This window comes from Methylacidimicrobium cyclopophantes, from assembly GCF_902143385.2.
GTDB classification, from domain to species: domain Bacteria; phylum Verrucomicrobiota; class Verrucomicrobiia; order Methylacidiphilales; family Methylacidiphilaceae; genus Methylacidimicrobium; species Methylacidimicrobium cyclopophantes.
Genome location: NZ_CABFUZ020000189.1, coordinates 1 through 10,493 on the forward strand (window position 1 = coordinate 1; position 10,493 = coordinate 10,493).

Genomic DNA, 10,493 nt, shown 5'->3' on the forward strand with positions numbered 1-10,493 from the left:
GCGGCCGCCGTCGAGCACTGGCGTTTCCATCCCGCCCTAGCGGGAGTAAAGCCCGTCGAGTCCCAAGCGGTCGTGCCTGTCCGGTTCTATCTCCAGTAGCGGGCGGCGTGCGAGGAGGAGGGCTTCCTCACGAGTAAGAATGGTTGACAAGGAAGCCCTTCCTCGCCAAGAGAGCCACGACACGGCGCACGCGTCCCCGCTATGCCGAAGCCCCATTCCTCGCTTGGCTCTCCTCTCGGACTCATCTTCCTCGGGATACTCTTCGCTTTCGTTTTCGTGGTATTCCCTGCGATGACCCAAGGGGCGGAATCCCCGTCGAGCACTCCAGCAGCGCCTCCCGCCGAAACGACCCAGCCGGAGGTCGCTCCGCCTCCTTCCGGCCAAAACCCTCCGGAAGCCGCTCCCGAAGCACCAGCCGCAAGCCCGGAAAGCACGGAAGGAACTCCGGAGAGCGCTCCTCCCTCCAGCGAAGCGCCCGCCATCTCGACGCCCGGTCCGGAAGCTCCGGCGGCCCCCTCCGGGCCGGAGACGGCACCTCCGATCAGCGTTCCCCAAGGCCCTCTGCCCGGGGGAGAACTCCCCCCCGGCTTGGGTCCCATCCTCCCTGAAGTCGGAGTCGCGGGATCCGCCCCCTACGAGACGGTGGTCCCGTCAGAGGAGCCGGTCGGGATCCTCGGGCCCGAAATGAGCGTCATGGAGACTCCCCGGACCGTCCAAGTGGTAAATAAGGAGGAGATTCAAACCATCAATGCCCAGTCGGTCAACGATCTTGCCGCCTTCGTTCCAGGCATCAACCCGACGCAGATGACGGGGAGTCCGGTATCGGAACCGGTCATACGGGGTCTCCCCGGCACGGCTTACCGGAACGGGATGCTGGTCGGGTTCAGCCAGTCCGCCCAATGGGGCCCCCTCATGAACATGAACGCCTACGACAACCTCGACGTCGTCACCGGCCCCGTCAGCATCGTCTTCGGCCCCCAGGAGATGGCGGGGGGATTCGCCAACGAGGTCACCAAGCAGCCCTATTTCGACAAGTTCCGGGGCAACGCGAGCTACACGGGCGGCATGTACAGCACCAATTTTTGGAACATCGACATCGGCGGTCCCATCATCAAGGACAAGCTCGCCTACCGAGCCGACTACTTCGGCATGGACGGCTACGCCCCCTACAACTACTACGACGGGGCTTACCTACAGCGGCAGTGCGCCTACTTCGCCCTCTCCGGCAAGCCCTACGACAACCTCACGATCGATTTCAACACCGAGTTCGACACGAACCATCTCAATACGGTGGCGGGCCTCAACCGCCCCGACCAGGCCTTGATCAGCGACGGCCTCTACCAGACGGGCTCGCTCGCCGGCTGGTATGGTCCTCCAGGCGTCCTCCATCCAGGGCTTGGGAGCGCTCCTCCCGGGGCGGGTTACGCGATGAATTGGGGCCCGCAGGTCCCGATCAGCCGCCGCTCGAACCTCTTCGCCAACTCCGAGAATTCGACGCAGCAGCTCTACTACGTCGCCCAGGCGATCGAAACCCTCAAGATCGACGACGGTCTATCGCTCGTAAATAACTCCATGTTCCAATACTTCAGCACCTACATCGACCAGGCGATCCCCTCGACTTTCTGGGCGGTTCTCCCGGCGGGCTACGATTTCGACGACCGGCTCGAGCTCCGCGCCTCCTTCGACACCCCGATCGGGAAGGCGAAGAGACTGCCAGACTCTTCCGAAGCGGACGCGGACGAAGGCAAGAGCGCCGGTTGGAAACTCCACCACATGATCGACGCCGGCCTCGAATTCCGCTACTTCAGCGACACCGAATATTCGGGTGCCTGGCATTCGCCGATCAACATCTGGAACATGACCCAGCCGCTCACCTCGAGGGACTTCTCTCCTCTGGTCCCCTTTTCCACCGCGATCGCGGCTCCCTACAGCAACCCCTACCTGACCGACATCCCGGTCCCGGGATATCCGGGCGCTTACTACAACGTCTTCAACTATCTTTCCACGTCGGACACCTTTTACGAACTCTCCCCCTTCTACCAGCATAAGCTCGACTGGAACGACCAGTGGAGCCTCCTTCTCTCCGGAAGGATGAACGCCTACTTCGTCCAAGCTTCCCCACCACCCGGTACTCCGGCCGACATTTCCGCGGCCGCTCCTTCTCTGGGGCTCCCTACCTTGACGCCGACGTCGATGAGCATCGTCCAGCCCGAAGTTTCGATCAGTCCCAGCTACAAACCATTTCCCTGGATGACCAACTACTTCACCTTCTTCTACGGCCAGACCACTCTCCTCTCCCAATTCGGGAGCTTCGGTCCGGCCTACCCTTCCGACTATTACCACCAGAACAATTTTCTCTACGAGCTCGGGACGAAGCTCAATATGCTGCACGACAAGCTCTTCCTGGGCTTTTCCGCCTATATGCAGAGCGGCTATATCCCTGCCCAGGTGATTCCCGGAGGACCGATCGCGACGGCGCAGGCGAACATCAGCGGAATCCAGCTCAACGGAAGCTACCAGCCCAATCGGAATTTTTGGCTCAATTTCGGATATGCCTACATAGCGGCCCAGGAGCAGTGGGCGGGACTCGTTCAGGGCCCCTTGGCCGAGCAGCCCTACTCCACTTCGGTCGCGCGCCAGTACAGCCTCCCAGTCGACCCCATGGTCAACATCGCGGCGGCCAACTACCAGTTCATCGGATTTCCGACCAACTATGGAAACCTGATGGCGACCTACAAGTTCGACAACGGGCTGGGCATCTCCCTTTGGGGGATCACCGAGAGCGGAAACTATATCTTCTACACCTATTCGACCCGGATTCCCACTTGGTACACGCTCAACGCCCGCATCTTCTATGCGACCAAGAGATGGGAAGCGAGTCTCTACATCTACAACTTGACCAACGAGGAGTACTGGCTGCCGGGAGCTCCCGGCTTCAGCAATGCGCGCTTCATGAACTATGATTATATCGTTCCGCAGCTTCCCTTTTGGATCCAGGGATCGGTCCAAATCAATTTTTAAAAGGGCGGCCGGGATACCCAACCACAGCGATCGTCGCTACTTGCGTGGATGGCTCCCGGAAGCATTCGCCTCGGCCGCCGCTTCCTCGTCGGCCTTCACGATCAGCTCGTCGAGCAGCGGCGCCATCGCGATCTCCAAGCGGAGCAACGAGGGCTTGCGCGGGTCGCCCTCTCCACAACTCGACGTTCCGGCAAAGAGGTAGAAGGCAAGTTCCTCCCGATCGGTTTCCGAAAGAGTGCGCAATACCCGCACGACCAGCTCTGGATCGGCCGAAACCGCGTAGGCGGTGAGCATCGCGGCCTCCACATCCTCGACTGCAAGCAACTCTCTCGTTCCCAGGAGGGCGGCCCGCATCGTCGCCTCCGTTCCGGGTCCTCCCTCCACGAGAGAAGCCCGAAGTTGGCGCAAGAGCGGCCGAAGCCTCCGGTCGAGCACTCCAGGGTACTCGGGGAGAGGGGCCTTCCGCAGGGCGGCACCGACACTCTTGAACTCCGCTTCGAAATTCGACGCACGGTCCGCTCCCCACAGAGAGCCTGCCAAAAGGCCGAGCCAGCATATCCCGAAGCTTACCCATCTCCTGCTCACGGTGCCCCCTACCATCTCGCTTCCTCGAGCGTCCGCTTCTCCACGACCGGCGCCGCTCCTTTTTTTTCTCGCACCGTCCAGTACATGCGTCGAACAGCGGAAATTCCGCTCTGGACAGCCCCTTCTATCGTGGCAGGAAGACCCGTGTTTGTCCAATCTCCCGCAAGCCAGAAGTTGCCCCATTCGGTTCGTTCCTCCGGCCGCAGCCCGCACTCGGCCGGGCTCAGCGAAGGGGTGCCCCCATGCGCCCGATAGAGGAAGGAGTGGAGGAGCCGCGCCTCCGCGGCTTGCGGCAGCCTCCTCCGGATCTCTTCCATCACTCGATCCGCTACGGCACCCCGCGAAAGCGCTTTCCACTCTTGGGCGGCGCTGATGACCGCGGCGTAGGCATGGCCGCGAGCCGCCGCCCTTCCCAGGATCTTTTCCCGAGAAAAGAGCCAATGGACGGGAGAATCGAGAAAGCCGACCACGATTTCTTGAGTGAGCGGTCGATCCGTCCAAAGATAGAGGTTAAGAATCGGTTCCTCTCCGATCGATCGGCAGATCGTTTGCAGCTTGCTTCCCTCGGGCAAAAGAGCCCGGAGGACGTTCCATGGGAGCGCGCTTACGACTTGATCCACCTCCCAGCGCTCGCCCCCCGATGTTTCAATGGCCTCGAGCCGCTCCGCAGCAAAGAGAAGCCGGCTTACAGGCGAACGGCAGGCGAGCGCCCCCCCACAAAAGCGGAGGAGCCTCTCACACTCCGAAGCCAACAACTCGCCGAGATTCCCACGGCAAAAGACCAGAGCCGAGTCTTTCCGGCTTCCTAAGAGAGCCCGACGAATGACGGTCGCCAACATCCGGGCCGAGGCTCGGGAGAGATCCTGGTTGCAAGCCGCCAGGCAGAGAGGTTCCCAAAGAGCTCGGACGATACCTCGCGACTGCTTCTTGCGCCGCAGCCACTCCTCGGCGGTTTCTTCCAAGAGAGGTTCCCGTTGGAGGACGAGTGCGCCGACAAGCCGGATCGCCGCCCACCGATCCTTCCAGGAAATCTCCCGATACCGCAGGAACGCACCCAAGAGGTGCCAAGGAGAGGGGAGCGGCCAGGCTTCCAGGACGCTTGCTCCCGCCGCGCTGCGAAAAGGGATCCGGAGCGGATCGATCCAAAGCAATTTCCGCTCTGCTCCCAACCGGGAGACCAAGCGGAGAGTTTGATGGTAACAACCCATCAGAAGATGCTGTCCGGTGTCGAGCTTCTCGCCCGATTTCGCCTCGAGGAAGCTTCCCGCGCGTCCACCGACTTCCGCTCGAGCCTCTCGAAGGGTTACCCGATCTCCGGAGAGAGTCGCCTCTACTGCCGCCGCCATGCCGGCGAATCCGGCCCCCAAGACGACAACCTGTCGGGGAGGATTCCAAGGCGGGCTTTGGTGCCGATAGAAGCCGAGCAGGCCTGCGACCAATCTCCCGAACCGCTCGAGCTTCCCAAGGTGACCGGCCTCGGAGAAGACGCGGAAGTCCGCCTTGCGAATTTTCTCGAGGATCGCCTCGTAAACCGATCGCATCGCCTCGGACGCTACGAGTCTCCGGCGGTCCTCGGGATGAATCCATCGGAGCGATCGCGCAAAGTAGTGCTTCGCGCGAAGATACTGAAAGAGACAGAGATCATGCATCCCTTGACTCCACCTCTGGTGGAGAATATCGTCCACGCCGAGCCCGAATTCGGAGAGCTCATCTTCCGGCAGATAGACTCGACCCACGGCAGCATCCTTTTGGACGTCACGAAGGATGTTCGTGAGCTGAAAAGCCATGCCCAAGTCTTCCGCATAATGGCGGCTCTCGGGCCTCCGACAACCGAAGATCTCGATGCTTACGAAGCCCACGGCGCTTGCGACGCGCCGGCAATAGACGGCCAACTCGGCAAAGTTCCGATAGCGGCTCTGGCGGAGATCCATCTCCACACCGTTGACGATCTCCTCCAGTGCTTCTCGATCGACCCCGTACCGGCGAACGACCGCCGCGAGCTCTTTCCCCAGCGGGGAACGGGACCCGCCCTGGTAGGCCCGCGCAATCTCGGCTCGCCAGAAGGCGATCCCTTCCTGCTTCTGGGCGAGGGAGAGGGAAGGAGAATCGGCCACGTCGTCGACGACCCGGCAGAAGCCGTAAAAGGTAGCCATGGCTCGCCTTGTCTCCCGAGGCAGGCAGAAAAAGGTGGCGGCGAGATTGGAACCGCTCCGCGCCGTCACTACCTGTCCCGTCTCCGCTTCCATCGATCGCGTTCCTTTCATAACCATTTCCAAGGAAATTCCGAGAACGGATTTCCGTCACTCTTTTCCCCGGTCCATGCGACGGACCGGTGGGTCGCTCTTGCTTCCTCCTTGACGGAGGGCCTTCTTCCTTCCAGGAAGACCACCGAATGGACCTATTCCAATTTGCGCTTCTCTCCCTCTCCTCGCTCTTCATCACCGTCGATCCGATTGCGGCCCTCCCGACCTTTCTCGCCCTGACGGCGGAGGGGAATCTGCGGGAGAAGCTCCTTTCGGCAAGGCAGGCGTGCCTTCTCGCAGCGGGAATCCTCCTCTTTTTTGCCCTTTCGGGTCAGGTCGTTCTTCGCTTCCTGGGGGTCACGCTTCCCGCCTTTCAAATTGCCGGAGGCCTCGTCCTGCTCTCGATCGCCCACGATATGCTCATGGCGCAACGATCGGCCATCCAAGAAAGCGGCACCGAAAGGACCCCTCGGGCCGAGGAGGACGATCTGGCGGTCAGTCCCTTGGCGATCCCCATCCTGGCCGGACCCGGTGCCATTTCCACCTCCGTCCTGCTCGCGGAAAGAGCGCACCGCCTGGCGGAGAAGCTCGTCGTATTCCTCGCCATCTGTCTGGTCCTGCTACTGACCTACGGCTTGTTCCGATTGGCGGCGAAGACGGGAAGCGCTCTGCTGGGCCCCAAAGCGTTTCGGATGATGACCCGGCTCATGGGCCTCCTCTTGGCCGCTTTTGCGGTCCAATTTATCGTCAACGGCATCCGCTCCGCCCTGACCGAGCCGTAGGTAGGAACCGGCACCTCTTGCTCGGGCGTCTGCTGGAGAACCGTGCGCGCCGGCTTTCCTCGCACTCGGTTTGTCTCCCCGCAAGAGTACGCGGAGGGCTCCGGAGGGAAGTCGGACCCGCTTCTCCTTCGTCTCCCTCTGCAGCGCCTCGGCTGGGAAGAGCCGCGCAAGGCCCGGATCCGGAAGCGAAGCTTGTCTTTGCCCCCAAAGCCGGGGAATAATGAGCGCCGATTGCCGGACCCCGTCTCGGCACAAACGAATTTCCATCAACGCCTATGGGACAGATTTCCGAATTCCTCGATCGAGAGTTCCGTCACTTTAATGCCGCAGCGCTCGTCGATGCCGCCCGCGCCTACCGAGCTCATCTCGCCGCAGGAGGCAAGATGTTGCTCGCGTTGGGGGGAGCCATGAGTACGGCCGAACTCGGGATTTCTCTGGCGGAGATGATTCGACAGGACAAGGTGCATGCCATTTCCTGCACCGGAGCCAATCTCGAGGAAGATCTCTTCAATTTGGTGGCGCACGACTCCTACGTGCGCGTTCCCCACTACCGGGAGCTCTCCGCCGCGGACGAGGAAGCTCTCTACCGCCGCCATCTCAACCGGGTCACGGATACCTGCATTCCGGAGGAGGAGGCGATGCGCCGAATCGAAGCGGCCGTCCTTGAGGAATGGGTTCGCGCCGATCAGCGGGGGGAGCGCCTCTTCCCGCACGAGTTCCTTTGGAATGTCCTCCGCTCCGGCCGACTCGAGCCATCCTTTCAGATCGATCCCAAGGATAGCTGGCTTCTGGCCGCAATGGAGAAAGAGATCTTTCTCATCGTTCCGGGCTGGGAGGATTCGACCCTGGGTAACATGTACGCAGGCCACTGTTTGCGGGGGAAGATCCGGGATCCACGAACCGTGCGGAGCGGGATCGAGTACATGATGCAGCTGGCGAACTTTTATCAGCGCACGACCGCCCGCCATTCCTTGGGCTTTTTCCAGATCGGGGGAGGCATCGCCGGCGATTTTCCGATTTGCGTCGTGCCGATGCTTCACCAAGACATGCAAGTGGAAAACGTCCCGTATTGGGGATACTTCTGCCAGATCAGCGACTCGACGACGAGCTACGGTTCCTACTCCGGAGCCGCTCCGAACGAGAAGATCACCTGGGGAAAGCTGGCTTCTTCGACGCCCAAGTTCGTGATCGAATCGGATGCCACGATCGTCGCCCCCCTGATCTTCGCCTACGTGCTCGGTCGCTGACGGAGGCCGCTCTCGCTCCCACCATGCTTGTCGCCTCGACTTGCAATCTTCGGAAGACGGTTTTGCAAGTCAATCTCTTTCAACTGTTCAACACCGCCTCGTTCACCCTCGTAAACGGGGTTCCGATGATTCTTTTTTTTCGAGAATTGGGGGCCTCCGATTTTTTGCTCGGAGTGGTAGCCTCCCTCGGGCCCTTGCTCAATCTTCTTCAAATTCCGGCGACCCGTTATCTGCCTCGGATCGGTTATAGACGCTTCGTGGTGGGGGGCTGGTCGCTTCGGACATCCTTTATTGCAGGGATGGCTCTTCTTCCGTGGACCGTACCGTTGCTGGGCCGCGAGGCCGTGTCGATGAGCATGCTCCTCCTCCTCTTCGGCTACAACGCGTCGCGCGGGGCTTCCCTGTGCGGCTTTCTCCCCTGGATGACCGCTCTGGTGCCGGAAAACTCCCGCGGATGGTACCTGGCGCGTGACCTGTTTTTTTCAGCCGCCGCAAGCATGATCATCCTGGGCGCCTCTTTCGTCCTCTTCCGGAGCCATTCTTCCTTAGGAACCTTTTCCTGGATCTTCTGGGGAAGCTTTGTCGCGGGCCTCTGCAGTCTCTCGTTTCTGAGGAAAGTGCCCGACGTGCCGATCGCCGCCGCCGACCGAACTCGTCGCGAGAGCGTCGAGATGGGTCCGGGAGCCTTCCGGTTCCCAGCTCTCCTCGGATTCAATGTATTGACGGCCAGCTCCCTGGCAGCGGGTGGCGTATTCTGGGTCCCTCTTCTGCAAGGCGAATACCGGTGGACTCCGGCCGGGGTCTTCGGGCTTCTGGCCACCCAGAGCTGCGTGATCTTGCTCTGCTTGGCCTTCTTGAGGAACCGGTTCGACCGGTTTGGCAACCGTATCTCCCTTTTCGCCGCCGTCTTCGCGATGGTGATCTATTTTGTTCTCTGGGTCGGCATTGCGGCCCATCTGTTGCCGATCCACCCCATCACTCTGGCAAGCATCGTCCTCTCTTGGGGAATCGGCTTTTCCTGCTTCCAGGTCGGAAACGTCCATCTCGCGATGCAACTGGCTCCCCAAGAAGGTCGGAACGAATATTTTGCCCGCTTCAGCGTGGTCAACAGTCTCGCGCTGGGCGGAGGACCCATCTTCTGGGGAGCCTTCCTCGGCTCGATTCCGGACGGAAAAGTCTCGATCGGCCCTTGGGGAGTCAACGGCTATCTCTTCCTCTTTCTCTGCTTAAGCCTGCTCATGGCCGGAAGTCTCCTCTTCTTGGCTCGGCTTCCGAGTGGACGGCCCTCGGAATCGACGGCCAATCCATAGCAACCGGCGCGCGCAAGCAATCTCCGGAACTGCACGAAATCTCTTTTTGCTCCCTTGATTCCTCGAGAGCGGGCATCCTATAGTGATTGCCCTTTTCCGGCAAAAAGACCAACCGCATGATCTTGGCATCCTGTCGCGAGATGCTCCCCGGGGAAAACCGGGTGGCCCTTGTTCCCGAGTCCATTCCCGCTCTGAAGAAGCTCGGCTTCGAGATCGTGCTCGAAACGGGCGCGGGAGAGGCGGCGGGTTTCCCCGATCAGGCCTATCGAGAAAAAGGAGTTCGCCTCGAAAGCCGCAATGCCGTTCTCGGCCAAGCCCAGGTTCTCTGTCAGTTTCATGCTCCCTCTTCGGAAGATGTGGAAGCGCTCTCCCCCGGTACGGTCGTCATCTCGCTTCTTTATCCCTTGGCACACATCCCCCGCGTCGCCGAAATGGCTAAACGCGGTCTTACCGTCCTCGCCCTGGATCTCTTGCCGCGGATCAGCCGTGCTCAGTCGATGGATGTGCTCAGCTCTCAGAGCACCGTGGCGGGCTATCGGGCGATCGTTTTGGCAGCTTCCTCTCTGCCCCGCTTTTTCCCGATGCTCATGACCCCCGCCGGCACGATTCCTCCGGCTCGCGTCTTCATCATCGGGGTGGGCGTAGCGGGATTGCAGGCCATCGCGACGGCGCGGCGGCTGGGTGCGATCGTAGAAGCCCACGATGTGCGTCCGGTAGCCAAAGAACAGGTAGAGAGCCTCGGAGCTCGCTTCGTGGGACTCGAGGTGGTACAGGAGAAAATGCAAGATTCTTCCGGATACGCGAAAGCGCAATCCGAGGAGTTTCTCCGACGGCAGCGCGAGCTCATCGCCGCTCAGTGTCAAAAGGCCGATGTGGTCGTTACGACCGCGCTCATTCCCGGCAGGCGTGCGCCTATCCTGATCACCCGGGAAGCGGTGGAGAAGATGCGTCCGGGCTCGGTCATTATCGACCTCGCCGCCGAGCAGGGAGGCAACTGCGAGTTGAGCGAGCCCGGGAAGACCGTCGTCCGATGCGGGGTAACGTTGCATGCCCCCCTCAATCCCGCGTCCGCGATGGCACCGCAGGCGAGCCAGTTTTTTTCGAAAAACCTCCAGGCATTTCTCTCCCTCCTCATGAAAGACGGGGAACCGCGGATCGATACGGAGGATCCCATCTTCGCGCAAACGCTGGTCTGCCGGGATGGGCAGATCGTTCATGAAGCCGTACGAAAGGCGAGCGAAGCAACCCCGCCTGGACAGACAGGCTGATCGAAACCACTACGCAAGCCGTTCCTAAAACCATGGA

General features: G+C 61.1%; 7 protein-coding genes. 5 read left to right on the plus strand and 2 right to left on the minus strand.

Going from position 1 to position 10,493, the window contains the following annotated elements:
• The first annotated feature begins 276 nt into the window (after positions 1-276).
• Positions 277-3,021 (plus strand): TonB-dependent receptor plug domain-containing protein, encoded by a 2,745-nt coding sequence (locus FN369_RS08430; protein ID WP_281290941.1) that lies wholly within the window; start codon positions 277-279, stop codon positions 3,019-3,021.
• A 36-nt stretch (positions 3,022-3,057) separates the two neighbouring features.
• Here the strand turns inward: FN369_RS08430 and FN369_RS08435 are convergent, their stop codons facing one another.
• Both FN369_RS08435 and hpnE read right to left on the minus strand, forming a co-directional pair.
• The gene (locus tag FN369_RS08435) at positions 3,058-3,621 is read right to left on the minus strand and encodes a hypothetical protein (RefSeq protein WP_142525719.1); all 564 of its coding nucleotides are present in this window, start codon (positions 3,619-3,621) and stop codon (positions 3,058-3,060) included.
• Positions 3,615-5,852, minus strand: coding sequence for a hydroxysqualene dehydroxylase HpnE (gene hpnE, locus FN369_RS08440; RefSeq protein WP_178087763.1), 2,238 nt, complete (start codon positions 5,850-5,852; stop codon positions 3,615-3,617). Before hpnE ends, FN369_RS08435 begins: the two co-directional genes overlap by 7 nt.
• A gap of 146 nt (positions 5,853-5,998) precedes the next feature.
• On the opposite strand from hpnE, the gene FN369_RS08445 reads away from it, so the two are divergent.
• From FN369_RS08445 to FN369_RS08460, 4 genes are all read left to right on the plus strand, one after another.
• Entirely contained in the window at positions 5,999-6,631 is a 633-nt protein-coding gene (locus tag FN369_RS08445) for a MarC family protein (RefSeq protein ID WP_142525721.1), read from the plus strand.
• 275 nt (positions 6,632-6,906) lie between these two features.
• Positions 6,907-7,878, plus strand: coding sequence for a deoxyhypusine synthase family protein (locus FN369_RS08450; RefSeq protein WP_142525722.1), 972 nt, complete (start codon positions 6,907-6,909; stop codon positions 7,876-7,878).
• A 23-nt stretch (positions 7,879-7,901) separates the two neighbouring features.
• The gene (locus FN369_RS08455) at positions 7,902-9,188 is read left to right on the plus strand and encodes an MFS transporter (protein WP_142525723.1); all 1,287 of its coding nucleotides are present in this window, start codon (positions 7,902-7,904) and stop codon (positions 9,186-9,188) included.
• A 116-nt stretch (positions 9,189-9,304) separates the two neighbouring features.
• A complete protein-coding gene (locus FN369_RS08460) occupies positions 9,305-10,456 on the plus strand; it encodes a Re/Si-specific NAD(P)(+) transhydrogenase subunit alpha (RefSeq protein WP_142525724.1) in 1,152 nt (383 codons plus the stop codon).
• Positions 10,457-10,493: the final 37 nt, after the last annotated feature.